Source organism: Radiobacillus kanasensis (assembly GCF_021049245.1).
GTDB lineage: Bacteria > Bacillota > Bacilli > Bacillales > Amphibacillaceae > Radiobacillus > Radiobacillus kanasensis.
Genome location: NZ_CP088020.1, coordinates 222,247 through 246,212 on the forward strand (window position 1 = coordinate 222,247; position 23,966 = coordinate 246,212).

General features: G+C 38.3%; 25 protein-coding genes and 1 riboswitch. Of the genes, 16 read left to right on the top strand and 9 right to left on the bottom strand.

Annotated elements, in window-relative coordinates:
• Window positions 1-16: 16 nt before the first annotated feature.
• Complete coding sequence (locus tag KO561_RS01250) at window positions 17-673, bottom strand: HAD family hydrolase (RefSeq protein ID WP_231097019.1); 657 nt, start codon at window positions 671-673, stop codon at window positions 17-19.
• Between the two features lie 113 nt (window positions 674-786).
• On the bottom strand, window positions 787-1,248 hold the full coding sequence (locus KO561_RS01255; RefSeq protein ID WP_231095316.1) for a GNAT family N-acetyltransferase: 462 nt from the start codon (window positions 1,246-1,248) through the stop codon (window positions 787-789).
• A gap of 156 nt (window positions 1,249-1,404) precedes the next feature.
• Here KO561_RS01255 and fosB point away from each other — a divergent pair, with 156 nt between their 5' ends.
• A complete protein-coding gene (gene fosB / locus KO561_RS01260) occupies window positions 1,405-1,827 on the top strand; it encodes a metallothiol transferase FosB (RefSeq protein WP_231095318.1) in 423 nt (140 codons plus the stop codon).
• A gap of 194 nt (window positions 1,828-2,021) precedes the next feature.
• Here the strand turns inward: fosB and KO561_RS01265 are convergent, their stop codons facing one another.
• The 6 genes from KO561_RS01265 to KO561_RS01290 form a co-directional block, all read right to left on the bottom strand.
• On the bottom strand, window positions 2,022-2,795 hold the full coding sequence (locus KO561_RS01265; protein WP_231095320.1) for a TatD family hydrolase: 774 nt from the start codon (window positions 2,793-2,795) through the stop codon (window positions 2,022-2,024).
• Complete coding sequence (locus tag KO561_RS01270) at window positions 2,792-3,529, bottom strand: ABC transporter ATP-binding protein (RefSeq protein ID WP_231095321.1); 738 nt, start codon at window positions 3,527-3,529, stop codon at window positions 2,792-2,794. The genes KO561_RS01265 and KO561_RS01270 overlap by 4 nt, the downstream gene beginning before the upstream one ends.
• On the bottom strand, window positions 3,526-4,296 hold the full coding sequence (locus tag KO561_RS01275; RefSeq protein ID WP_231095322.1) for an ABC transporter permease: 771 nt from the start codon (window positions 4,294-4,296) through the stop codon (window positions 3,526-3,528). Before KO561_RS01275 ends, KO561_RS01270 begins: the two co-directional genes overlap by 4 nt.
• Window positions 4,293-4,583 carry a thiamine-binding protein gene (locus KO561_RS01280; protein WP_231095323.1) on the bottom strand — a complete coding sequence of 97 codons (291 nt, stop codon included), beginning with the start codon at window positions 4,581-4,583 and terminating at the stop codon, window positions 4,293-4,295. The genes KO561_RS01275 and KO561_RS01280 overlap by 4 nt, the downstream gene beginning before the upstream one ends.
• Window positions 4,583-5,596 (bottom strand): ABC transporter substrate-binding protein, encoded by a 1,014-nt coding sequence (locus KO561_RS01285; RefSeq protein ID WP_231095324.1) that lies wholly within the window; start codon window positions 5,594-5,596, stop codon window positions 4,583-4,585. The genes KO561_RS01280 and KO561_RS01285 overlap by 1 nt, the downstream gene beginning before the upstream one ends.
• Window positions 5,597-5,738: 142 nt before the next feature.
• Window positions 5,739-5,849, bottom strand: a riboswitch (TPP riboswitch).
• Between the two features lie 63 nt (window positions 5,850-5,912).
• The gene (locus KO561_RS01290) at window positions 5,913-6,290 is read right to left on the bottom strand and encodes a hypothetical protein (RefSeq protein WP_231095326.1); all 378 of its coding nucleotides are present in this window, start codon (window positions 6,288-6,290) and stop codon (window positions 5,913-5,915) included.
• 343 nt (window positions 6,291-6,633) lie between these two features.
• Between KO561_RS01290 and KO561_RS01295 the strand changes: the two genes are divergently transcribed.
• The 15 genes from KO561_RS01295 to KO561_RS01365 all read left to right on the top strand — a co-directional run bounded on the left by KO561_RS01295 (window position 6,634) and on the right by KO561_RS01365 (window position 22,350).
• Window positions 6,634-7,890: a CYP152 family fatty-acid peroxygenase CypC gene (locus KO561_RS01295; RefSeq protein WP_231095328.1), complete on the top strand. Its 1,257-nt coding sequence runs from the start codon at window positions 6,634-6,636 to the stop codon at window positions 7,888-7,890.
• A 256-nt stretch (window positions 7,891-8,146) separates the two neighbouring features.
• Window positions 8,147-8,410, top strand: a complete 264-nt coding sequence (locus tag KO561_RS01300; RefSeq protein WP_231095331.1) for a CD3324 family protein — start codon at window positions 8,147-8,149, stop codon at window positions 8,408-8,410.
• Between the two features lie 135 nt (window positions 8,411-8,545).
• Window positions 8,546-9,199, top strand: coding sequence for a FusB/FusC family EF-G-binding protein (locus KO561_RS01305; protein WP_231095333.1), 654 nt, complete (start codon window positions 8,546-8,548; stop codon window positions 9,197-9,199).
• A gap of 270 nt (window positions 9,200-9,469) precedes the next feature.
• Window positions 9,470-9,922 (top strand): MarR family winged helix-turn-helix transcriptional regulator, encoded by a 453-nt coding sequence (locus tag KO561_RS01310; RefSeq protein ID WP_231095336.1) that lies wholly within the window; start codon window positions 9,470-9,472, stop codon window positions 9,920-9,922.
• A gap of 25 nt (window positions 9,923-9,947) precedes the next feature.
• Window positions 9,948-10,466 carry a spermidine/spermine N(1)-acetyltransferase gene (locus KO561_RS01315; protein ID WP_231095337.1) on the top strand — a complete coding sequence of 173 codons (519 nt, stop codon included), beginning with the start codon at window positions 9,948-9,950 and terminating at the stop codon, window positions 10,464-10,466.
• A 23-nt stretch (window positions 10,467-10,489) separates the two neighbouring features.
• Window positions 10,490-11,101, top strand: a complete 612-nt coding sequence (locus KO561_RS01320) for an FMN-binding negative transcriptional regulator (protein WP_231095340.1) — start codon at window positions 10,490-10,492, stop codon at window positions 11,099-11,101.
• A gap of 304 nt (window positions 11,102-11,405) precedes the next feature.
• The gene (locus tag KO561_RS01325; RefSeq protein ID WP_231095341.1) at window positions 11,406-12,170 is read left to right on the top strand and encodes an ABC transporter ATP-binding protein; all 765 of its coding nucleotides are present in this window, start codon (window positions 11,406-11,408) and stop codon (window positions 12,168-12,170) included.
• Window positions 12,171-12,183: 13 nt separating this feature from the next.
• A complete protein-coding gene (locus tag KO561_RS01330; protein WP_231095342.1) occupies window positions 12,184-14,046 on the top strand; it encodes an FtsX-like permease family protein in 1,863 nt (620 codons plus the stop codon).
• A 151-nt stretch (window positions 14,047-14,197) separates the two neighbouring features.
• A complete protein-coding gene (locus tag KO561_RS01335; RefSeq protein WP_231095343.1) occupies window positions 14,198-15,253 on the top strand; it encodes a Delta(5) desaturase DesA in 1,056 nt (351 codons plus the stop codon).
• Between the two features lie 80 nt (window positions 15,254-15,333).
• On the top strand, window positions 15,334-16,473 hold the full coding sequence (locus tag KO561_RS01340; protein ID WP_231095344.1) for a sensor histidine kinase: 1,140 nt from the start codon (window positions 15,334-15,336) through the stop codon (window positions 16,471-16,473).
• On the top strand, window positions 16,470-17,072 hold the full coding sequence (locus KO561_RS01345) for a response regulator transcription factor (RefSeq protein ID WP_231095345.1): 603 nt from the start codon (window positions 16,470-16,472) through the stop codon (window positions 17,070-17,072). Before KO561_RS01340 ends, KO561_RS01345 begins: the two co-directional genes overlap by 4 nt.
• Window positions 17,073-17,367: 295 nt before the next feature.
• Window positions 17,368-18,822, top strand: coding sequence for a S8 family peptidase (locus KO561_RS01350; RefSeq protein ID WP_231095347.1), 1,455 nt, complete (start codon window positions 17,368-17,370; stop codon window positions 18,820-18,822).
• Window positions 18,819-20,168 carry a triple tyrosine motif-containing protein gene (locus KO561_RS01355; RefSeq protein WP_231095348.1) on the top strand — a complete coding sequence of 450 codons (1,350 nt, stop codon included), beginning with the start codon at window positions 18,819-18,821 and terminating at the stop codon, window positions 20,166-20,168. Before KO561_RS01350 ends, KO561_RS01355 begins: the two co-directional genes overlap by 4 nt.
• 432 nt (window positions 20,169-20,600) lie before the next feature.
• Window positions 20,601-22,022, top strand: a complete 1,422-nt coding sequence (locus KO561_RS01360; protein ID WP_231095349.1) for an MDR family MFS transporter — start codon at window positions 20,601-20,603, stop codon at window positions 22,020-22,022.
• Window positions 22,023-22,143: 121 nt separating this feature from the next.
• Entirely contained in the window at window positions 22,144-22,350 is a 207-nt protein-coding gene (locus KO561_RS01365; protein ID WP_231095350.1) for a CDGSH iron-sulfur domain-containing protein, read from the top strand.
• A 39-nt stretch (window positions 22,351-22,389) separates the two neighbouring features.
• Here KO561_RS01365 and KO561_RS01370 read toward each other — a convergent pair whose 3' ends face one another.
• The gene (locus KO561_RS01370) at window positions 22,390-23,871 is read right to left on the bottom strand and encodes a methyl-accepting chemotaxis protein (RefSeq protein ID WP_231095351.1); all 1,482 of its coding nucleotides are present in this window, start codon (window positions 23,869-23,871) and stop codon (window positions 22,390-22,392) included.
• Window positions 23,872-23,966: the final 95 nt, after the last annotated feature.

Below are 23,966 nucleotides of genomic sequence, written 5' to 3' on the forward strand. Positions count from 1 at the left end.
GGTTGATTCAAAGACCTTAAGTTAAATAGCTTAGCAATCTATCAAAAGAATGGATCTCGGCATATGGTTTTATATCGGTATCATTCTTATTCATATAAGGATTAAACCATATGCCCTTCATATCTGCATTTTGACAACCACCAATATCCTTTTCTATGTCATCTCCAACGAATAATGCGTCTTCCAGTTGCACATTAAGCTTATTTAATGCTAATTCAAATATACGTTTGTCAGGTTTACTAAAACCCACTTCTTCAGAAATAAGTATTGTATCAAAACAACTATTTAAATTTGTGTTCATTATTTTAGCTTTTTGTCTCTGAGTGGAGCCGTTTGTTATAATTGCGACTTTAACTTGCCTCTTTATAGCATTCACGGTGTCTATGGTATTTTGGTTTATAGAAAAACAGTGAGGAAAATGATTATTCCAAAAATCTTGAATGTAACTGCGTGGCAACCTATATTTTGGTGGATATTCATCAAAAAAAGATTCCAAAACTTTTGTTTTATCACTGTAGCCATAGCTTGTATTATCGTGTTCTTTAAACTTTTGCAACATTTTACTTTTTGTAGAGTGTTTAACATTCTCATAACACTTTTCTAAAATTATTAAAAACATGTTATCTACTGCATGATTCCTATCGAGTAAGGTATCATCTAAATCAAATAGCATTGCTTTATAACCGTTCAAATAACTTCACAACCTTTCTCACATTATAGAAATAATCCCAAGTGAAATCTGGTTGATTACCTCTGGCTTTTCAACTACTGTACGGTGACCAGCGCCTATATGTTAAGCTTCAATCCTTCATGTGTAGGCTGAAATCCTAAACGAGTATAAAAGCGCAAAGCATCCTCTCGCGTTTTATCGGTCGTTAATTGCACGATCTGACATTTTCGTTCTTTGGCGCGTTCAATCGCCCACTTTATTAGGAGACTCCCAATCCCATTGCCTCGGTGATCGGAAGAAGTTCTTACCCCTTCGATTGTCGCTCGCCAGCTCCCTTGGTGGGTGAGGTAGGGAGTGAATGTTATTTGGGCAACACCAATTACCTCTTGCCCTAAACAGCCCACGATTAACTCATTGTTCGGATCTGAATCAATCGCCTGAAACGCTTCATCATAGGAAGGTGGTAATGGATCAGCATAATGCTCTCGTTGACTCCCTAAAGGATCGTTCGCCAGCATCTTTACAATCTGCGAAACATCATCCATTGTTGCTGTCCGAAAGTGTATCGGTCTATCCATACATTTCACCTCTTATCTTTATAAACTTTTTCAACAATCTTTTAGAGCTAAATCCAATGTAAAACCTTTCCATATGCTTTACTGTTTTCATTATAAACGAAAATGGCTATTCGTAGGTAAAAGTTTCAGGTAAAGTGACGGTAGGAGGGATAAAACATGATCAAAGGACTCAATCATTTACTTTTTTCCGTATCGGATTTGGATGCGTCCATTGCTTTCTATCAAAATGTGTTAGGTGCTAAGCTGCTAGTGAAAGGTCGAACCACTGCTTATTTTGACCTGCAAGGGATGTGGCTAGCTCTGAATGTGGAAAAAGATATACCGAGAAAGGAAATCCATGAATCTTATACGCACATTGCCTTTTCCATTGAAGAAAAGGATTTTGAAGCAGCTCGTGAAAAGCTGAAACTGAATCAAGTCAACATTTTGGCGGGACGTGAGCGGGATGAGCGTGATAAAAAATCTATCTACTTTACCGATCCGGATGGCCATAAGTTTGAGCTCCATACAGGTACGTTGCAGGACCGTTTGGATTACTATAAAGCAGATAAAGGGCATATGGAGTTCTATGAAGAATAAAAGAGTAAGCGCCCGGGTTTAGCTGGCCTTCCTTCCTCGCGAACCGATGTTAACTTATCGTACGGAGGTGAGGGAAGTCTCGCTAGTTGCTGGGCGCTGGAGCTGGACGTGGCTATTGCAGTATGTTATCCACACCAGGGAAATTTTATAATTTACAATGCAATAAAAAAAGCCAGGCGAATCAATCCGCCTGACTACAAAGAATAAAACAATTTCGTGTTTTGATAGATTTGTTGATACACGTCGTGGAGTGGAACCTGCTTTAGTTGGGCGATCTGTTGTATCACGTGGTGAATCATTTTCGGATGAGTCCTTTGATTTTGAAAGGGCCCTTCAAAGGCCCACGGTCCATCTGTTTCGACCATCATTTGATCAAGAGGATACTTTTGGATTAAGCTCTGAATCTCGGTCTCATATAAGCTATCTGGCGTGAAGGATACATAATACCCGTTTTCTATCATCCGTTCCACCGTTTTCAAATCTCCCTTAAACCAATGAAAGTGAGCCTTTTGCACGTTATGTTTTTCTAAAAGCTCACAAACGATAGGGGCGTGTTCATAAACCGCGTGTAATATAATAGGCTTTCGGATTTGAGAAGCAATCACAATCATTCGTTCTAGAAACTGAATGTAAGGATCCAAGGAAATACTTGGGTTTGTTTGCTGCATATAATAAGGGAGACCAACCTCGCCAATAGCAACCATAGAGCCTAACTCATAAAGAAGGAACTTCTCCAGTTCTAGCTGTTCTTCTTTACTCGGAAGCGCTTGTTCAGGATGATGACCATATGCTGGCTTAATTCGGTAATCCTTCTGATGAAGTTCTAGGTTCCTTTTACAGGAAGAAAGTGAATAGGATACAGCGATAAGGGATTCCACATCGTTCTTCTCCAAATCGGCCAATAGACCTTCCCGTTCTTCTTCTTTATACATGTCGAAATGAATATGAGCATCAATAATAGTTTTCATAATGACTCACTCAGTTCTGCATAGATTTGTTTTTTACAGGCTAGGAAGTCTTCCTCTAATAATAAGTCTGGTTTCCGGGGACGAGAAAATGGAATGATAAATTCCTTTTTCACGGTTGCAGGCTTGTTAGATAATACAATGACTCGATCCGATAAAAAGATAGCTTCATCGATATTATGAGTGACGAATAATATGGCTTTCTGCTGCTCCTGCCACAAATCTATGAGCCATGTTTGCATATCTAATCTTGTAAACTCATCGAGTGCAGAAAAAGGTTCATCCAAGCAAATGATAGATTGAGGACTTAATAGACTTCGAACAAAAGCAACTCGCTGTTTCATCCCACCGGACAGCTCGTGTGGATAAACGTTCTCATATCCTTTTAATCCAGCTCGATTTAACATCTCTATCGCCTCTATTTCCTTATCTTCTCCGGCGATTTCCGCAGCTAGTGTGACATTCTTTAAAACCGTTCGCCAAGGAAATAAGGATGGCGATTGCGGCATGTAGCTTATTTTTCCCTTCTTGTTGGTAACCTTTTCTCCGTTAATGTGAAAATCTCCAGAGTTCGGCTGCATTAGGCCACCTATTAAGTGGAACAATGTACTCTTCCCACTTCCGGATGGCCCTAAAATCGAGACGAATTCTCCCTGTCTTACTGAAAAATGAAGATCTTCTAATACAGAAGTTTCCCCGAAGGATTTGAATATGTGCTCTACATCTAATGCATTCATTTTTCTTCTCCTTCTCCTTTCGTCTTCCATCTAATGAGTCGACGTTCGACCCCTACAATCAAAGTAAAAAATAATAAGCACAGAACAATGATGTATAGGATGGCTACAAATACGCGGTCAGTTCGAAAGGAAGAAGAGGCTAACGTCATAAACACACCAATTCCATGATTTCCACCAAGCCATTCTGATATGACTGCACCCATTACACTGTAAGTGGCTGCGATCTTTAATCCAGAAAAGATGGAAGGAAGTGCATGAGGCCATTCTAGTTTGCGGAAAATCTGCCCCTTGCTTGCCCCTGCCATTAGCATGTAATGCTTGAGTTCATCGTTGGTTTGTCGGAATCCATCCATTGTTGCGATGGCGATAGGGAAGAAGCAAAATAAAGTGATGACAATCACCTTTGGCAAAATCCCGAAGCCAAACCAAATGACTAGCAACGGCGCTAAGACAATCGTAGGAATGTTTTGCGAAATAATCATGAGTGGATAGACGGTTTCCCTTACTTTGGGCATCAAATGAAGAACCGTTGCTACACCCAATCCGATACTGGAACCACATGCAAATCCGATGAGCGTTAAACGGATTGTCGCAAGTAGGTGACCTTGAAATTCTGGCCAAGAAGCGATAACCTCGCCTCCAATCTGAATAGGGGAAGGGAGTAACCAGGCTGGGATCTCCAGCCAACGGCTACTTACCTCCCATATTAAAAGTAGAAGCAGGATTAGCGTGATAGGTCGCCATCCTTTTTTCACCCAATGATTCATCTATATTTCTCCGTTAAAGTGTCCATAGAAGCGCCGTCCGGCTTATACAGTACTTTAATTTGCGAGATAATACTCGGACTTCCTAGTTCAATCATTCTTTCATTCATCTTTTCGACGATGGCAAATAGCTCATAAAGTTCCCCTTCCATCGTCGTCTCAAGCGGATGCACTTCATACCTGACACTGGCTTGGTCAATGATGGCAATCGCTTCATCTACAAAAGGAATGACATCTTCACCGTTTTTGGTCTTCGGTATAATTTGAATACTTAATAGTGCGTTTGCCATTATTGATCCTCCTTCGGTAAAAATTCATTCGTAAAGGCTGCTTCTGCATCAAGTTCTTTTTCAAGTAACTGATTGTCGACCATCCAGCTTGCGTAGTTCTCCCAAACTTCCAGCTTTTGAACACCCCATTGCTCGGCATCATCTTGATATTTCGGGGATAGCCATTTTTGACTAGCTTTTACGAGCTCTGGATCGAGGTCTGGTACTGCATCGATCAAAATATCTGCAGCTTCTTCTGGATTTTCGATTGCATATTGATAGCCTTTAGATGCAGCCGAAACAAATGCTTTTACCGTTTCTGGATCTTCTTTAATCTTCGCTTCACTTGTCATAAGAACTGGCGTATAGTAATCGAGTTTATCGGTATAATCCGTTAAATACATCATGTTCAGTTCTTGCCCACGAAGTTCTGCTTCCACACCAGTCCATGCATAGTAAATCCAAGCAAAATCAATATCTCTTTCCACAGCAGTAAAGAAATCGGAGTTCCCCATATTGACGATGTTTACTTTATTCACATCTGCATCCTCTTGTTTCATCAACGAATCAATGACCGCTTTTTCGACGGGATCGCCCCAACCTCCGTAAGTTTTACCTTCAAAATCAGCAGGGGAGTCAATGTTCTTATCTTTCGGTGATGCAAAGCCAGACGTGTTATGTTGAATAATGGCTGCGATGGAGACAAGAGGTACATCTTGTACGCGTGCTTGTGTTAAGCTTTCTTGTGCACCAATTCCAAAATCTGCTTGTCCAGAAGCGACGAGCTGATTCGCTCCAGCTTCCCCAGGTAAAACGATTTCTACGTCCAAGCCCTGTTCTTTAAAATAGCCTTTTTCCTGTGCGACATATAGGCCAGTGTGATTCGTATTTGGCGTCCAGTCTAGCATCATTTTGACTTTCTTAAGCTCTTTCGTATTAGTTTCTTTGCTAGAAGCGGTATCGTCACTTTCTTCCCCACAAGCAGTTAATAGAACAACAAGTAAGGTGCATAAAACGAACATCCATTTTTTCATTTTCTTCGTTCCTCCTCATGATAGAAATCGTTATACCAATTTCCCATGATTCGGCTAAGCCAGTTCGCGTTTGATTTGGATAAATAAAAATGCGCCAAAGGCTAGAGCCTTGGCGCATGTAAACATTAAGATACACATAACGTGTTTGCTTATCCATGTTCCCTACGCTGGTCTCAACCAGATCAGGTTCTAAGGGTCCGTATCTTAAGGATACAATCTCAACCAGCAAACACTGGTCCCCCCACAAGTCGTTTTCTATTTGATTGGTTAACGTTTCGTACTAACTGTGCCATAGTTTTGTTATTTTTTCAAGCTATTAATGAACTTCAATTGGAATGGTTTGGACGTCTTTTCCATTTTCCACAACCGTTACATCCACCATTCCTTCTTCCTCGAAAACAAAAGAATCCACTTGATAAATGAACTGAATTCCATGTTCTTTTACTAAATCCTTTGCTTCTTGAGCCAGGGTGACTCCTTCTATTACGGTCGATTTCTCAGAGGGGTAGTCCACACGTAATTCAACATCTTCACCCAGGTTTATATCATTCCAAAACACGAGGTGAAAACTTGTCTCTTCTTTATTCTTGATAAGCTGTGGTGCATAATAACCGGCTTCTCCAATGTCACCGAAAACTGTATATTCTTTACCTTGTACTTGAATGTCTAAAAACGGAGGTTGATAGGTAGCCATGTAATATACTCCGTAGGATATAGCAAGGATTGCTGCTGTAGAAAGGCCTATAAGTAGCCGTTTAAAACCCTTGTTGGAAAAGCTACTCATAAAGTGGGATTGTGGCGCTTTTTTATCGGTAATAAAGAGGATAAAAACAATAATGAGCAAAACGAAGCCTAACACTACATAAGTCAGGAGCCATCATTCCTTTCGTTTCTTTATATAAAAATAGTAACATAAAAAATGGTTGAATTTTACAAAAATAAAGAAAAATTTTTACATATTCTTGGATGAATTTTAACAGCTCGTTTCATACTACCATCTAGATAGCTCGGATTTATCAAAAAAAGGAGTAGATGAAATGACGTTAAATCAACACTTACCACATGACAGAAGTCTAGACAACAGTATTGCAGTCATGAGGGAGGGATACAATTTTATCCAAAATCGAATGGATAAATATAAGTCTGAATTATTCGAAGCAAGACTTTTAGGAGAACAGGCTATATGTATGAGTGGGGAAGAGGCCGCAAAGCTTTTTTATGACCAGGACAAGTTTAGGCGAAATGGTGCTGTACCGAAGCGAATTCAAAAATCCATATTTGGAGTAGATGCAATTCAAACGATGGACGGAGATGCTCACAAGCATCGCAAGCTTCTGTTCATGTCTCTATTGACGCCAGAAAAACAAAAAGAAGTGGCAGATATGGTGATGGATGAATTATTGGCATCTGTGGACAAGTGGCAGGAGATGGATCAGGTTGTTTTGTTTGAGGAAGCGAAGGTTATCTATTGTCGAGTCGTTTGTAAATGGGCGGGTGTCCCGTTAAAGAAAGAAGAGGAGCAAGAGCGTGCAGAAGATTTCAATGCGATGGTCGATGCCTTTGGTGCAGTTGGCCCGAGGCACTGGAAGGGGCGAAGAGCTCGCAACCGAGGGAATGAGTGGATTAAACAAGTCATTGAAGATGTCCAGAATGGGAAATTGGAAGCAAAAAAAGGCACGGCCGTCTATGAAATGGCCCACCACAAAGAATTAGATGGGCGGCAACTTAATTCCTTAATGGCCGCCATTGAGTTAATTAACATATTACGACCTATCACCGCCATTTCCATCTTTGTAACGTTTGCAGCAGTTGCTTTTTATAAGCATCCAGAGGTAAAGAAAAAACTCCAAACTGGTGATCCTACGTATTTAGAATGCTTTGAACAAGAGGTAAGAAGGTATTATCCATTTGGCCCATTTCTAGGGGCGCGTGTTAAGGATGATTTCAAATGGAAGGACTTCTACTTTAAGAAAGATATGCTTGTTCTCCTAGATCTCTACGGAACCAACCATGATGAAAGAATTTGGGATAGGCCAGAGGAGTTTAATCCGAATCGCTTCCTGAATTGGGATGGGAATCTTTTTTCCTTTATTCCACAAGGGGGAGATGATCCAAAGCAAAGTCACCGTTGTCCCGGGGAAGGGGTAACAGGAGAAGTCATAAAGTCGACCATTGACTTTCTCGTTAATAAAATTGAGTTTGACGTACCAGAACAGGATCTGGATTTTAGCATGGTGAAAATGCCTACTTTACCGGCTAGCGGTTTTATGATGACTAATGTGAGAAGAAAATAGGGTCAGTCTCTAGACGGTTGTCTCTGTGCTAAAGAGTTTTATAATAGAGTTAGAAAGGATTCTAGGGGGTGGCGGTATGGTAAATGGATTACATTTGCCGAAATGTGCAGCGTCTCATGCAAAGCCTGCTATTGGAAAAGGCGATACTTTGCATGAGGTAGATCGTTTCTTTTAAATCGCCTCATAACAAAATCATTTCTGATAGGTCGGCTTTGCACCTTACTTTGTAGTTAAAAAAGATAAGGGGCTGGCAGAAATGAAGCAAGTGAAAGCAACAACGATATTACCGAAACATTTACTAATGGAAATACAAAAATATGTGGATGGAGAACTGCTTTATATTCCGAGACGGTCGGATAAACATCGAGAGTGGGGATCCTGTTCGGGAGGTCGCCAACTAATTGACGAACGGAATAGGGAGATTCGTCAATCTTTCCGTAAAGGAAAGCCGATCGATCAATTAGCAGAGTCCTATTGCCTTTCTCCGGAAACGATTAAGAAAATTGTTTATACGAAGTAATGAAGAGCATTGGTGGTCCTATCCATCAGTGCTCTTTCCTATATGGCGAAATTGTTTATAAATTATTTTCCCCATTTTAATCAGCTGTGATTTTCGATAAAGTAAGAATGAACGTCAGAAAGGAGTTAGGTAGTCATGGAAGCATTCATTCAAAACCATCAGTTTAATTATATAAAACAGCAAGTCCAATCGGTCGTACATGGGCATTCAACAGCCAATGATAAAGGGGTACTTGCTGCCGTGAAATCGATGGCGTTGGAACGTTCAACACAATTATTTAATGACATAAATGACGAACAAAGACAGCTGTTGGAACCAATCGGAAGTATTGTTCATAAGGAAGAAGGGGACCAGTTTTTATCTACTTTAAAGCCTTACGTGATCCCTTTTCAAAAGGTAAGTGCACAAACACTGAAAAAGCTTTTCCCTAAAGTGAAAAAACTGAAAACACCTAGTTTGGATGATGTAGATTGGAAAAGCATTTCTTATTTAGGATGGAACGATTCTGGATCCGAAAAGAAATTTCTAGTTGTTGATGATCTGGAAAAAGGGAAATTAGTTGGATTGCAGGGCACCTATAAGCCTCTCCCCAATCAAAAAGGGATTTGTGTCATTTGTAATCATTTCGAAGAAGTCGGCCTGTTCGTGGCTCATGTGAAAGGGAGTGCGCAAGGTATGTTTACTCGAAAAGGGAATTATATATGTCAGAATACAGAGGCTTGTAATGAACGAATTACATCTTTAGATAAGCTACATGATTTTGTGAATCGAGTACAACAGAAAGAATAAAAGAAGCCACTGCTTATTGAGAGGTAAAGTAGTTCAGTTTTGGAGTACAAGGTACAATTTGTACTGCTTAATTGAACTGCTTTTTTGTGTAAATACGCAACTGAAAATGCTAGGCTAATTAGCATTAAGTATTGCCCCCCTAAACGATAAATATAGTACCAACACCAATTTGTTCATTGTTTTTTGTTGTAAATGCAATAAAGATGGAGTAAAGTTAATGTATGCGATTTATGTTGCATTTGCAACAAAATACGAACGAAGGAGTTAATTATGAAAGAAATACTTCGTGAAATTGGAATGATAGCCAGGTCATTAGATTCTATAAGTAATATAGAATTTAAAGAATATGATCTTACAAAAGGGCAGTATTTGTACCTCGTGAGAATTTGTGAAAACCCGGGAATTATTCAAGAAAAGTTAGCTGAGATGATAAAAGTAGATCGAACAACGGCAGCTCGTGCTGTAAAACAACTTGAAATAAATGGATTTGTTGAGAAGAAAGAAGATAAACATAACAAAAAAATTAAAATGCTCTTTCCAACGGAGAAAGGGAAAAATGTTTATCCTTTTATAATAAGAGAAAATGAGTATTCCAATATCGTTGCATTAGAGGGATTGTCGGAAATAGAAGTAGACACCATTTTCAATCTTCTTCAAAGAGTAAGAAAAAATATAGAAAAAGACTGGGAGTTTGTAAAAAAGGGAAACAAGAGAAATTATTGATTATATAAAGGGGAGACATATTTAAATGACTATTAATATTAAAAAGTGTACCCTTGAAGATTCACGCAGACTTCAAGAAATTAGTTATGAAACATTTAAGGAGACATTTAAGCATCAGAATTCACCCGAAAATATGAATGAGTATTTGGAAAGAGCATTTAACTTAAAACAATTAGAAAAAGAGTTATCCAATATATCCTCGCAATTCTTTTTTGTTTATTTCAATAATGAGGTTGAGGGATATTTAAAGGTCAATACTAATGATGCTCAATCTGAAGAAATGGGTGATGATTCACTTGAAATTGAGAGGGTATATATAAAGACACATTTTCAAAAACATGGGCTTGGTAAATATCTACTGAATAAAGCTGTGGATATTGCGCTGGAACACAATAAAAAGAAAATCTGGCTAGGTGTTTGGGAAAAAAATGAAAATGCTATCGCTTTTTATAAGAAAATGGGGTTTGTCCAAACTGGAGCTCACTCTTTTTATATGGGTGATGAAGAACAGATAGACTTTATAATGATAAAAACACTTAAATAAGTTTTATGAAAGGAGGGGTTATTATGTATATTCCTAAGCATTTTAAAGTTACAGACTTTGATGAAATCAGAGAATTTATCGAGAGGAACTCATTTGGAACCATTGTTACGACAAAAGATGGTAAACCTATTGCTACTCATTTACCGTTGGAGTTCCATAAACAAGGAGATGATTACTATATAACTGGACATATGGCTTATGCGAACCCTCAATGGAGGACGTTCGAGGATGATAATGAAAACGTCCTTGTAATGTATCAAGGTCCACATGCTTACATTTCATCATCTTGGTATAAGTCAGAAAATGTACCAACCTGGAATTATCAATCTGTCCATATATATGGAACAGCAAGTATTATGAGTGAACAAGAATTGCAAGAAGATCTTATATTACTATTACAAAAATATGAACAACATCGTAAGAATCCAGCTTTGTGGGAGAACCTTTCTTCACAAACTAAAAAGCAAATCAAAGGTATTGTTGGATTTAAAATTAAAATGAAAGAAGTTCAAGCTGCTTATAAATTAAGTCAAAATCGAAATGAAGATGACTATTACAACATCATTGATAATCTATATGAGGAAGAAGATTTAAATTCTAAGGCATTAGCAGAAGTGATGAAAGACAAAGAGTGATTTGGTTGATTGACAATAACCTGAGTGTGAGAAAGTGTACTTAAAGTACAAGCAGCAATTACTTTCATAATGGCAGGATAGTAGCAAAAGAAAGAGCATTTTCCGATAGGGAATTTGCTCTTTTTTGTAGTCTAGCTTGCAAAGGTTTCATTTTGCACCTCAAAACTGAACGATTTAAATGTTGAGGTCATACTTTTAGTCGTTATGTAACCTTACAAAACTGTAAGACAAATGAAAGGATATTCAATAGGGATTAGAGACCTTCATCGATACACTAGATGTAGATTAGATTGGAGGTTTGAACATGAATCAAACAGTAGTGAACGTTCAAAATGTGAAAAAAGTATTTGGAAAGCGGAATGAAAACCAATTCCATGGCCTTAAAGGGGTTTCCTTTCAAATAAAAGAAGGGGAGTTTGTCGGAGTTATGGGTCCATCAGGAGCAGGGAAGACAACTCTCCTTAACGTTGTTTCAACGTTGGATCAAGCAACAGGTGGTTCGATAGAAATTGCAGGGACAAATATTACAAATATGAAGCAAAGTCACCTTTCAGACTTTCGCTCCCAAAAACTAGGATTTATTTTTCAGGATTTTAACTTACTAGAGAATTTAACGATATATGAAAATATTGCACTTCCTTTATCGCTGCAAGGAGTTCCATCACGTCAAATCAAGCCTAGTGTTCAGGAGGTAGCGAAGAAACTTGGGATTGAAAGTATTTTGGAAAAGTATCCAGCTACCGTTTCTGGTGGTCAAAAGCAACGTGCAGCCGCAGCGCGTGCTCTTGTACACGAGCCGGCGATTATTTTGGCGGATGAACCAACTGGTGCACTAGATTCTAAAAATGCGAAGAGTTTAATGGAAGCGATGGCTCATTTAAATCATCATCATAACGTATCCATCATGCTAGTCACGCATGATCCGTTTAGTGCTAGTTATTGTGATCGCATCCTGTTTATTCAAGACGGGGAGTTATATAAAGAAATCCATCGTGAAGGTACCCGCAGTGAATTCCATCAATCCATTTTACAGGTCTTAGCGGAATTCGCCTCTGCGGAAGCGGAATAAGGAGGGCGTATTAATGTTAGTAAAATTGTCTCTCGCTAGTATGAGAAAAATGTTTAAAGACTATCTCGTCCTCTTGTTTGGTTTAACCATTTCGATTTCAATTTTTTATATGTTTGAAACCCTTGCACAAAATAAAGCGTTTATTGAATCGAATTCCATAATAGGATCGATTGTGTTTGTTTTCCATGTTGGAACGTTCATATTAGGGACGATAACCGTGTTTTACATTTTCTACGCCACTTCCTTTATTTTGTCTCTACGGCAAAAGGAGATGGGAATGTATTTAACCTTGGGGGCGAAGAAGAGCAAGGTAGCCCAGCTAATGTTTTTTGAAACGTTCGTGATCGGACTAGTTTCTTTACTAGTTGGACTAGGAATTGGGGTGGGTCTGTCCCAGGTTATTGCAGATTTATTGATGAAGCAACTTGATTTTTCCGGGGATGGATTTGAACCCTTCTATATGTCCTCAATAGTCACAACCGTTATTTTTTATGCCGTATTGTTTTTCGTTACATCGATGACGAATGGGTTAAAAATAGCTAGAAAATCTGTATTAGATTTAATTCATGCAGGACAAAAAAGTGACACGATTGTTGCAACTAAAAAGCGAACCTTTTGGAGTGTATTCTTATCTATCGTTCTATTAGGAATAGGCTACTACGCTATGATCAATATGGGTCAGTTAGCGCAAATGGGATTAATCATTGCAACAGCGACAATTATTCCCGGAACGTACTTGTTGTTTATTTCCTTATTGCCTTACTTGATGAAACGACTTAAGGGAATGCGAGCACTTAATGAAAAAGGGATTAATTCATTCACCTTCGCTCAGTTAAGATTTAGAATTCATCAACTAACGAAGGTATTGGGAACCGTGGCGATGCTAGTTGCACTTGGGCTCGGTGCTATGACTGCCAGTCTATCCTTTTATAACAATATGGAGAAACAAGCAGGTCTTTTTCATAGTAACGATTTATATATTCATCAACCTACGGAGCAAGATTTGGCTTTATTAAAGGAAATGGATGTAACCAAGAAGAGTGAATATCGCTATAAGCTAAATGAAGACGGAGTGTATTTCTTAAAAAGTGATTTACTTAAGGATCCACCGTCTGTGAAACAGTTTGATCCGACCATGGCAGAGATGCCGGAGTCTAAAACAATTTCTATTGCGCTTCCAGCAGAGAAATATGCAGAGAGTTCTTCTCAGGACATGAAAAAAATACCAAAAGAATGGTTAATGGCTTTTAACATGGAAATGGGCGTAGATGCGCAGATGTTTCCTAAGAGACCCTTATATATCTTTGGTGAAGAGGAATATGCATCTATACAGGGAACGGAAGAGCAAGTTTTATTAATTCAACTAACCGACTTTTCTGATCACCTCATGCAAATGGAAAAGATTGAAGAGGGACAGAAACAAATCATTAAGGAACAAACAGGTTCCATTCCAGAAACACTAGGAACTAAATATGCAAATTATCTAGGCTTCAAAGCTATTGCCAATGGTACGATATTCATGGGGGTTTTCTTAGGTATTGCCTTCCTAATGATGATGGCTAGTGTCCTCATGTTTAAGCTTCTTTCTGGAGCACCAGTAGATATTCAAAGATACAATATGCTAAGAAAGATAGGGGTAAGAAGATCATTATTAAGTAAGTCCATTTACAAAGAGTTATTTCTTATCTTTCTATTTCCGGCAATTGTTGGGTTGATCCACGTAATTGTCGGAATGCAGATGTTTTCCTTTATTTTAGTGGAGCCTTACACAAAAATTTGGTTACCATTAAGCTTGTTTATCGTCATCTACTTCGGTATTTACTACCTTCTAACCGTACAGTTATATAAGCGAATTGTCTTGCCGAGGGAAGGGTAATACAAAGAATCGTCCATTGATTGGGCGATTCTTGTTTTTTTAAGTAGAAGTACCTATATGACATTTATCATATAAACGAGTGACGATTATGACTTCTATAGCTTGTTTAATTTCTTTACGATAGAGGTATCATAACCTCTAGGAGGCACGTATGAGTAAACAAAAACAAGCTGAATTAAGAAAAAATGTAGCTCCATATGCACAATCGAATACAAAAGCAAGTGTAATTCAAGTATTAAATACAATCCCGCCATTCTTTATCATATGGTTTCTAGCCTACCAAAGTCTATCTATTTCCATTTGGTTAACGTTAGCCCTATCTATTATCGCGGCTGGGTTTGTCGTTCGGATCTTCATCATTTTCCATGATTGTACCCATCAATCCTTTTTCAAGGATAAAAAAGCAAATCGAATTTTGGGAACGGTTACGGGTATCATCACCCATTTTGCCTTTGAAAAGTGGAAAAGAAGTCACTCTATTCACCATGCGACGAGTAGTAACTTAGATAAGCGTGGTACAGGGGATGTTTGGGTGATGACGTTAGACGAATATATCGAAGCATCCTTCTGGGGGAGACTCAAATACCGTCTTTACCGTAATCCATTAGTTATGTTCGGTTTAGGTCCTCTCTATTTGTTCCTCATATCGAATCGATTCAATCGAAAGGGAGCAAATAAAAAGGAGCGTTGGAACACGTATCTGATAAATGGGGTTATCGCACTTAGTTACGCAGTCTTGATTTACCTGATCGGATGGTTCCCATTTGTATTAATTCAAGGAACTATACTCTTTGTCTCTGGGGCACTAGGAATCTGGTTATTTTACGTTCAGCATCAATTTGAAGATTCCTACTTCGAAAATGAAGACGAGTGGGATTATGTTAAAGCAGCCGTTGACGGGAGTTCTTATTATAAACTACCTAAAGTGATGCAGTGGCTAACAGGAAGTATAGGATTCCATCACGTTCATCACTTAGCACCTAGGGTCCCGAACTATCATTTGGAAAAAGCGCATGAATCTACTCCACCGTTACAGCAAGCAACCACCATTACGTTGGTATCAAGCTTGAAATCGATTAGGTTCCGCCTTTATGATGAAAAGTCGAAAACGTTCCTAAGCTTTAAGGAAGCAAAGCGGGAAATCGCAAAATCTCGAACTAGTGTATCCGCATTAGCGAAAAGTCCGAGATTACAGGATAATAAGTAAACAGAAAACCTCTTCCTTATCGAAGAGGTTTTCTCTATTCTTTTGATATAATTTAGATATAAACGTTGATGGAGGTCCTTATGCAGCATTGGTACCATATTTTTCCGAAAAATACGGGATTAAGCTTATATGTCTGGTTAATATTTTGTATTCTTCCTTTTTATTTTATCTTTCGCTCTTCCCATTTAATGGAGATTATATTTGGCATTGTTATGATTGTGTTGTTTTTTGTTTCTTATCGTCTTTCGTTTTTGTCCCGAGGAAAAGGGAGCTTAGTGTACATCTGTGTTGGCATGGAAATGGTCATAAGTATAGTGATGACCTTGCTTTTCGGTTACATTTATTTCTCATTATTTCTTGCTTTTTTTATTGGGAATATCCAGAGCAAATCAGGCTTTATATCGCTTTATGTTGTGCATTTAGTATTAACAATTGCAGCTATCGCCTATGGTTTTATTACCGATACAGATGCTTTCCTGACGCAATTCCCTTTTCTAATTATCAGTTTGATCGGAATTATCCTAATACCTGTGAATATGTTTAATCGGGTAAAAAGGGAGAAATTAGAGGGAGAACTGGAGCAAGCTAACCAAAGGATATCGGAACTAATGGTTTTAGAAGAAAGGCAACGAATTGCACGAGATTTGCATGATACGCTTGGGCAAAAGCTATCCCTAATCGGGTTGAAGAGTGAATTAGCAAGTAAATTAATCCATACAAAGCCAGAAACATCAGAAAATGAGTTGAAAGACATCCATCAAACGGCACGGACAGCTTTAAAAGAAGTAAGAGAACTAGTATCTGATATGAGGGGTGCAAGACTAGTAGAAGAGCTCGTTCGAGTAAAGCAGATTCTAATAGCTGCCGACATTCAAACTCATATGGATGGGTTTCAGGATCTCCAGCAACCAGATACGTTAATTGAAAATGTGCTTAGCATGTGTTTAAAAGAAGCTGTTACAAATGTAGTAAAGCATAGCCAAGCAGACCATTGTTATATCTCGATTCAGGAATCAACGGAACATATTGAACTTGTGATACGTGATGACGGCGTTGGATTTACGCCTGACTCTATTCAAACGGGAAATGGATTAGTAGGAATGAGAGAGCGATTAGAGTTTGTGAATGGAACCATAGATTTATTATCTTCAGACGGAACGATTCTTAAAATTCGTATTCCGAACGTTATAAAACAAAGGAATCAGGAGGAGCCTGTATGATTAAAATTGTCATTGTAGAGGATCAACGGATGCTGCTTGGCGCCTTAGGATCTCTTCTAGATTTAGAGGAGGATATGGAGGTCGTTGGAAAGGCTCGTGACGGTGGGGAAGCCGTTCGATTAGTTCAATCCATTAATCCAGACGTTTGCGTGATGGATATTGAAATGCCGATAAAAAGTGGACTGGATGCTGCAGAGGAGCTAAAGGATCATCCTTGCAAAACGGTTATTCTTACTACCTTTGCTCGACCCGGTTACTTTGAACGAGCACGGAAAGCTGCGGTCAGTGGATATCTCCTTAAGGACAGTCCAAGTGAGGAGCTGGCAAACTCAATCCGTTCCATTATGGACGGAAGGCGAATTTATGCCCCAGAATTAGTGGACATGATGTATGGAAGTGAAGAGAATCCTTTAACGGAAAGAGAAGAACAAGTTATTATGCTGATGGCGGACGGAAAAAATACGAAAGAAATTTCCAAGGAATTATTCATTACGCCAGGTACAGTAAGAAATTATATTTCGGTTATTTTGGATAAACTCGATGTAAGCAATCGAATTGAAGCAGTAAAGCGTTTTAAGGAAAAGGGCTGGTTTAAGTAGAATAGAATTCAGTATTGCATTTTTCGGCGTTACTTATTTCTTTGGGTGTGTAAACCTAAGCCAAATTTTTCATAGAATGGTTTAAGGAAGAGAACTATCATTTTGATATTGCCATTCCGTTCTGTAATGTATTGTTTGAAAAGTTCCTCATTCATGTTTTAAAGCTCTTTATTCATAGATTGAAAGATTTAATCAGAACTATGTATATAAATGGATGTAAAAAAATGTATCTATTAATTTATATAAAAATGGATTATATTTAACATAGAAACTAGAGATAAAAGAGGAAATAGTTATGAAAAAAATTGGTTTTTCCTTACTAGGTCTATTCCTGTTTAGCATCCTATTTACGTCTATTGTACATGCTGAATCTTCAACTGAAAGAGTTATTGTTATATATAAAAATGTTATAGATAAAGAAGCATTCACAAAAGTAGAGGGAGAAATCGATCAAGTTTACCCTAATTTTAATATGATTACAGGGGAAGTACCTGAGCAATTAATTCCTATACTTGAAAAAGATAAAGATGTATTGCGTGTTGAAATTGATCAGAAAGTTGTAATAGCTGGCCAACTTCCAGATTGGGGCATCTATAAAACGAAGGCAGCAGAAGCCCATACCACTAATCTAACTGGAAAAGGGATTAAAATTGCAGTCTTAGATACTGGTATTGCCCCACACTCAGATTTAGTGGTTTCAGCTGGTGTGTCCTTTACGTCTTATACGGACTCCTATTATGATGATAACGGGCATGGGACACATGTAGCCGGTATTATAGGATCAAAAGATAATAACATAGGTACTTTAGGGGTTGCTCCAGATTCTAGCCTGTACGCGGTAAAAGTATTGGGGAAAGATGGAACAGGTCATGTATCCGATATTATTGCGGGGATTAACTGGTCTATCTCCAACAAAATGGATCTTATTAATTTAAGCTTAGGTACTTCAGCAGATTCCTTGGCATTAAGACAAGCGATTGATGAAGCATATTCAAATGGGATTCTTGTTGTGGCTGCTGGTGGGAATAATGGTAATGCAGATGGAACCGGCAATACGGTGGAGTTCCCTGCAAAATACCAGAATGTCATTGGAGTTTCTGCTACAGACTCTTCTAATAAACGAGGGGCGTTTTCAGCCACTGGTTCGGAAATTGAAATAGCTGCACCCGGTGTATCCATACTAAGTACCTATATAAATAATGAATATGTACAAATGAGTGGTACCTCGATGGCTACTCCCTATGTAACAGGTACATTGGCGTTATGGAAACAAGCAAATCCTGACTTAGATTACGTAAAAATTCGACAACAGTTAGAAATTTCTGCAATAGATTTAGGAATAACGGGAAGAGATAGCTTTTTTGGCTTTGGACTTGTACAAGCTCCCAAGAGTATTGCGTTGGATGCAGAAAATATAACCGTAGATAAACCTAGTCCACAAAATATTCAAACACCAATTACGTTAACCGCTCATGCTTCTGGGGGAGCAGAAAAGTTATATAAAGTTTATGTCTATGATGGAACAGAGTGGAAACTGCTCCAGGATTACTCTTCTTCGAATCAATATATTTGGACACCTACTAAACCTGGAACCTATAAGTTTAGCGTTCATGTAAAACAAGAAGGCTCTGTTAATGCTTATGATGATTATGTGACATTAGATTATAAAATTACGACTGCACCTGTACAAGTACAATCCATTGATGTGGATAAGGGAGTCCACAACCTGCTGGAGTCCCAATCACATTGACTACAAATGCAACAGGTGGAACAGAGAAGCTTTATAAAGTGAATGTTTATGATGGAAAAACATGGCGTGTATTGCAGAATTATTCGACTTCTAATACGTTTAAGTGGATACCGAGTCGCGCAGGAGATTATAAGTTTAGTATTCATGTCAAAGACAAAAATTCTAGCAAAGCCTATGACGATTATGGAGTTCTTTATTATCAAGTGTCGGAGCCTGTTAAGGTAAATAGCTTAACGGTGGACAAAGCTAGTCCACAGGTGGCAGGAACTGACGTTACATTGAAAGCGAATGTAACCCAAACAACAGACATCTTATATGCATTTCACGTCTATGACGGGACAGCCTGGAAAGTGCTGAAAGATTATAGTACATCCGATCAATTTACTTGGACCCCTGAAAGCGGGGAGTATAAAGTAGTCGTTCACGTTAAACATAAAGATTCTGTAAACAAATATGATAGTTATGCATATATCAATTATTCTGTTTTAAAAGGACCAGTAGCTTTAACACAGATAGAAACAGATAGACAAAGCCCACAACTAGTTAATGCATCTATAACATTAACAGCTCAGGCAATTGGATTAGGAAATAAATTGTATGCTTTCTATGTGTTTGATGGAACAGACTGGAAGCAATTAAGAGAATATAATCTCTCGAATTCTTTTATTTGGACACCTACTAAACCTGGAACCTATAAGTTTAGCGTTCATGTAAAACAAGAAGGCTCTGTTAATGCCTATGATGATTATATGACATTAGATTATAAAATTACGACTGCACCTGTACAAGTACAATCCATTGATGTGGATAAGGGGAGTCCGCAACCTGCTGGAGTCCCAATCACATTGACTACAAATGCAACAGGTGGAACAGAGAAGCTTTATAAAGTGAATGTTTATGATGGAAAAACATGGCGTGTATTACAGAATTATTCGACTTCTAATACGCTTAAGTGGATACCGAGTCGCGCAGGAGATTATAAGTTTAGTATTCATGTCAAAGACAAAAATTCTAGCAAAGCTTATGACGATTATGGAGTTCTTTATTATCAAGTGTCGGAGCCTGTTAAGGTAAATAGCTTAACGGTGGACAAAGCTAGTCCACAGGTGGCAGGAACTGACGTTACATTGAAAGCGAATGTAACCCAAACAACAGACATCTTATATGCTTTTCACGTCTATGACGGGACAGCCTGGAAAGTGCTGAGAGATTATAGTACATCCGATCAGTTTACTTGGACCCCTGAAAGTGGGGAGTATAAAGTAGTCGTTCACGTTAAACATAAAGATTCTGTAAACAAATATGATAGTTATGCATATATTAATTATTCAGTGAAAATCCAGTAACAATGTCATATGGGATGGAAATCCTTAGCTATCAACTACTACCACTACGATACTCACTTTACAGGTAGTTGCGGGAAAAATATATGCTTTTATAATGTGACGCATTGGAGCCTATCATTACAGATCCGAACTATACAGTAGAGTCATCCAATTCATCTAACTCCAGAATTTCGTATAGGTGAGTAGTTCTTGAACTTTTCTTAAGGAATCGATTTGAAAATGAATTCCCTAGAGAAGGTTTTGTTGTTATCGTACAACCTTATGAAGAAGTGTATATATTTAGTAGCACATCCTCAGAAAAAAGGAGCTTCGGCTTCTTTTTTATTTATTTTCAACATTCAAGTTAATCCAATAGATTAAATCATAAAAATCGTGTACTCTTTATAGATATGAATGAAAGAATTTCTAACAAAAAGAATGGGGAATGAGAAAGTGGCAACACCAACATATAACCGAACAACAATTGTCGCACTGTTACTCGCGGGAGCTTTTATTGCAATCTTAAACCAAACGTTAATGATCACGGCTATCCCGCCGATTATGGATGAAATGGGTATAACGGCCAATAGTGCTCAGTGGCTTACTACGGTATTCATGCTCGTAAACGGAATTATGATTCCAGTTAGTGCTTTTCTATTAGAACGTTTCACGACCAGACAGCTCTTTATAACAGCAATGAGTGTCTTTGCCTTCGGAACGCTTGTAGCAGGATTGGCACCTAACTTTGAAATTTTATTACTTGGACGCGTGATTCAATCTAGTGGTGCTGGAGTTATGCTACCACTTATGCAAACTGTATTTTTAATGATATTCCCGGTTAATAAACGGGGAGCTGCTATGGGATTAGTCGGTCTCGTTATATCATTCGCACCGGCAATTGGTCCAGCGCTATCAGGTTGGGTCACTTCCAATTATTCATGGCGTGTTTTATTCTTTATTATTCTTCCAATCACAATTATCGATATCATCGTAGCTGTTATAGCTTTGAAAAATGTCACCGAAGTAACAAAACCAAAAGTTGATGTTCTTTCGATTATTTTATCTTCCTTTGGATTTGGTGGGTTGCTTTACGGATTTACATCGGCAGGTAATGAAGGCTGGGGCAGCATGATTACAATTCTATCTTTAGGGATTGGAGTCTTAGCGTTGATCGTATTCATTTTAAGACAACTTCGACTCGAGCATCCTATGTTAGAGTTTCGGGTGTTTACGATTTCTATTTTTCCGATTGCGGTGGCCATTGGAATGATTACCTTTATGGGACTAATTGGAGTGGAAACGCTCATTCCTTTATATATGCAAGATATCAGGGACTTTACCGCTTTTGAGGCTGGTATTGCTTTATTACCGGGTGCTTTAATAACAGGTCTCATGTCCCCAATAACAGGTCGTATTTTTGACAGAGTTGGAGCAAAGTGGTTGGTTATTACAGGACTTTCGATTATTACAGTCTCTTCGTTCCTGTTTACGGATTTGGGACCTAATACGTCCTTAACTTACATTACAGTCATGTACAGTATTCGAATGTTTGGGTTATCTATGGTGATGATGCCGATTGCGACTGCAGGATTGAATCAGCTACCAAAACGATTGATTGCCCATGGTGCAGCAATGGATAACACGATGAAACAAATTGCAGCATCTATAGGGACTGCCATACTCGTAACCGTGATGACGAACACAGGGGAAGCAGCTGCCGATCGCCCGGAAATTAGTTTTCCAGAAATCTATGGTGTAAATATCGCTTTTATTGTCGTGACAGCTCTTTCTCTTTTAGGCGTTATCCTTGCGTTCTTTATTAAAAAGTCTAAACCGGCGGAAGAGGAAGATACGAAGGTTGTTTTAAAAGGATAGGGAGTATGAAGGTTGTGCTAACTTGCACAACCTTTTTTCTATAATAAGGTGCATACCGTTTTCGATTAGACATTACCATTAAATAAGCGTTACTATTTATATAGATTAGGGGGTAATGAACATGAGTGAAAATCAAAAGGTGACCATCCAGATTAGAGATAATGGTTCAATGCTCGTTAAAGGGGATGTCGAGTTACTGGATGCGGAAGGAAACAAATTCGAAACGAAGCCAGCGTTTTCCCTTTGCCGCTGTGGACATTCTAAGAATAAACCATTTTGTGATGGAACCCATAAGCAAATTGGGTTTGAGAGTAGTCCGAGAGCATAAAGAAAAGCCTTCACACAACAATTGTGTGAAGGCTTTTCTTTAATTTACAGATTGCTTATTCATTTTAATAACTTCTTGGACTGTCTCGTTTAATAGTTCGGATAAGTTTTCGTTGCTGTTCGTCAATCCGTCTACTGTCGCACTCATTTGTTCAAGGCTAGCTGATGCCTCTTGAATAATGGCTGCCAAGTCATTGGTAGAGTTCTCAACTTCATTAGATTGTCCTTGTACCTGTTGGGACAAGTGAGTAAATCCTTCTAAACCCTTGTTTAACATCTTTAATGTTTCGGTCATTGTATTGAAATAACCAGAAACCTCTTTTGTGGAAGCAACGCTGACTTCAATAGTTTCTCCGCTTTGCTCCATTTTTTCAATCGCTTCTTTATTACTGCTATTTAATTCAGAAAGATTTTGGGTGATCTTTTGCGTTGTTTGGCCGGTAACATCAGCAAGCTTTCTGATCTCCTCCGCGACTACAGCAAATCCTTTTCCTGCCTCGCCAGCACGTGCTGCTTCAATCGAAGCATTTAAAGCGAGCAAATTCGTTTGTTCTGTTATATCTCTAATGGTATCAGCAAACTGGTTCGTCTCTGATATCTTCTCTGTTAATACGGTAAATGACTGACTTAAGGATTGAATAATCGTTTGAAGATGATGAATATTTTCCGTTAAATTATTCACCTTGTCTTGACCATCTTCCGCATTGCTCTTTATTTCATTAGACCCCTCGTATAGCTTAATAGAATCCGTGTACACTTCTTCCATATTGTTCTTCGTTTCATTCGTATTTTGAGAGATTCCTACGATTTGTTCAGATTGCGATTGACTCCCCGCTGATATTTCATTGATCGCGTAAGCCATTTCTTTTTGAGCATAGACGTTTTTTTGAAATTGCTCATTAATTGTTTCCATGTTGGAAAGGATGGAAGCAACCTTTTCCTCAAGATAAGCTTTTTGTTGTTCCTTTTGATTAGAATTTTCCTCTAATTCTAGTAGGAAAGTTCGAACGTTTTTCTTTTGGTTTTCAGAAAGTCGAATAATGACAAAAAAGATAATCCCGATTAAAACGTACACTAATAAATACGTGCTTAACAATCCTTGAATCAATTCTTTGTCGGCTGTTGCGGTAAAATGATTAATAAATAGCACAATTAACCCTAACAAATAACCTTGTAAAAAGATTTTAATATTCAGATGTACAGCAGAAAACACAGTCAAAAATAAAAGGATTAACATTAGTCGGACACTACTATCATCAAAAACAACTGATATGATAGAAAATAGATAAATAACAGCAATCATTACGTAGGGTAACACAGTTGGCTTTTTTAAAATACGTTGAAAAAGGAAATAAAGGACGACTAATGATAGTACATCTGCGGAGTATATATATGTACTAAACGTGTTTTGTTGAACAATTGCCAATCCAAGTCCCGCTACTGTTGAAACGAGTATGGTGATGAACATAAGTGTATTCTTTCTCATCAAGTCCTTTAATTGCATTTCTTGTACGCTGTTCACTTGGTTTCCCCCTAGCTGAAAAACTTTATATCCTTCCGCTGAGGGCAAATTGCAAGTTTAGAATGTTAGGTGCTTTTATGGATGCCTACGCGCAG